Origin of the sequence: Microcoleus sp. B7-D4 (assembly GCF_036705125.1) — a bacterium.
Lineage (GTDB): Bacteria > Cyanobacteriota > Cyanobacteriia > Cyanobacteriales > Microcoleaceae > Microcoleus.
Genome location: NZ_JAUBTT010000053.1, coordinates 60,262 through 62,122, shown reverse-complemented (window position 1 = coordinate 62,122; position 1,861 = coordinate 60,262). Strand labels below are relative to the sequence as shown.

General features: G+C 54.7%; 1 protein-coding gene. It reads right to left on the bottom strand.

The genetic code is table 11. The features are described from left to right. Positions 1–248: 248 nt before the first annotated feature. Entirely contained in the window at positions 249–1,802 is a 1,554-nt protein-coding gene (locus QUB12_RS21225; protein WP_333308265.1) for an NAD(P)/FAD-dependent oxidoreductase, read from the bottom strand. Positions 1,803–1,861: the final 59 nt, after the last annotated feature.

The window sequence follows — 1,861 nt, the reverse complement described above, 5'->3', positions numbered from 1 at the left end:
ATATTCAGGGCGGGCGGGACGCCCAACCCCTACTCCCCACAAGAGTTAGATTGTTTTTTGACAGACAATTTAAATGCAGAACAGCTTATGCCCAATGCCCCATGCCCTGTTTGGCCAATGCCCCATGCCCTGTTTGGCCAATGCCCAATGCCCTGTTTGGCCAATGCCCAATGCCCTGTTTGGCCAATGCCCAATGCCCTGTTTGGCCGCGAGAGCACCTCATGTTACTGAGAAAGGCTATATAACAACTAACTAATAACTTCCCGAATCAATTCTAAATGTTTGTACAAAGGTGCGATCGTATTGGCTGCGATCGCCCCGCTAGCAGCAACAGCGGGCAAACCAATTCCCGGAAATGTCGAATCTCCGCAGCAAAACAGCCCCGCTAAAGGTGTTGTCGGGCCGGGAAACAAGCCACTACCAGCCCGAATTCCGGGCCCGTAGGAACCGCGATGGCGGCGTAAAAACCGTTCGTGGGTGAGGGGTGTCCCAACTAAGGTGATTTCGCAGCGCGATCGAATATTGGGGATAATTCTCTCTAAGGCTTCCCACATTACCTCGGCGCGCGCTTGTTTTTGCAACTTGTACTCTTGGCTGGTGCGATCGAGCTTTTGCCAGAAATCGTAAGGCTCGTTTCCGGGCGTATATGCGTGAATGACGTGCTTTCCCGGAGGCGCCAGGTCGGGGTCGAGGAGGGAGGGAATCGAGACGAGAACGACGTTCTGAGGGGCGGAAACGCCCTTTTCCCAGTCTTTGACGAAGATGTAGTGACAAGCCAAGTCCGATCGCACTCCGGCAGCATCAATTCCCAGATGCAGGTGCATGAAGCTGTCGCACTCTGGCGTCGCCTGCCTCTCTTGCCGAAACTTTTGCGGGACTGAGGTTTCAGGCAACAGTTTCAGGGTATCCCAAACGGATGCGTTGGAGACGACGGCTTTGTGCGATCGAATAATTTTGCCCGATCGCAGCCGCACGCCCGCAGCCCGGTTGTTTTCCACCAAAACTTCTGCAACGTGGGAATTTAGCAGCAACTTCCCTCCGTGGCGCTCTAAACCGCGTACCAGGGCATTTACTAAAGCTGCACTACCGCCGATCGGATAGTCCAAAACTGCATTGGGGCGATACCAGTCGGCGAACATGAATGCGACTTCGGCTGCGATCGTTCCGTCGGCGGGAAGTCCAGACAGCAGGAAACACAACAAATTCAGCCAATTTCGGACAAAGGGATCTTTGACGTTTTTGTCCATAATTTTGCTGAAAGGGCCTGCAAGTGCGATCGTGTCGCCAGCACTTTGCAGGAAAGCCGGCGCAAATTGGCCGAGGGTAAAAACAGCGCCCAAATCGAAGCGCAAAGCCAGGGAGGGTAAGGCTATGGCAGCTTTGGCGTAGGGTTCCATGATGCGCTGGAGTTGCTGCCATTCGGCGACTGCTTCGGCGCCGCGCAGTCGTGCGAGCACTTCGCCAAATTGACTCGCACCAACGGATGTGTCGAAATCGCCTTCTGGCAAACAGCAACCCCAGGTATCGTAGGTGATGCAGGGGAGTTTTTCGCCGATCGCATCCAAAACTTGTCGCAGCGGATTGGCAGACGGGCTGTAGGATAATCCTGAGTACAGGGAGGGCCCGGAGTCGAAGCTAAATCCGTCGCGTTCAAAACCGTGTGCGGCGCCGCCCGCGATCGAATGGCTTTCGCAAACCACAACCTCAAAGCCATAGCGGGCGAGCATTGCAGCGCAAGTCAAGCCGCCTATTCCGCTGCCGATGACGATGATTTCTGTGTCTGTGGGGGCGATCGCAACCATGTTTTTCTCCGCTACTTCAGCTAATATTATCAATCACTCGGCCGCAGGCAAGATGCCTG

Bases quoted from the DNA above. Each gene is read 5' to 3' on its own strand.
- QUB12_RS21225 (WP_333308265.1), bottom strand. From the start codon at position 1,802: ATGGTTGCGATCGCCCCCACAGACACAGAAATCATCGTCATCGGCAGC.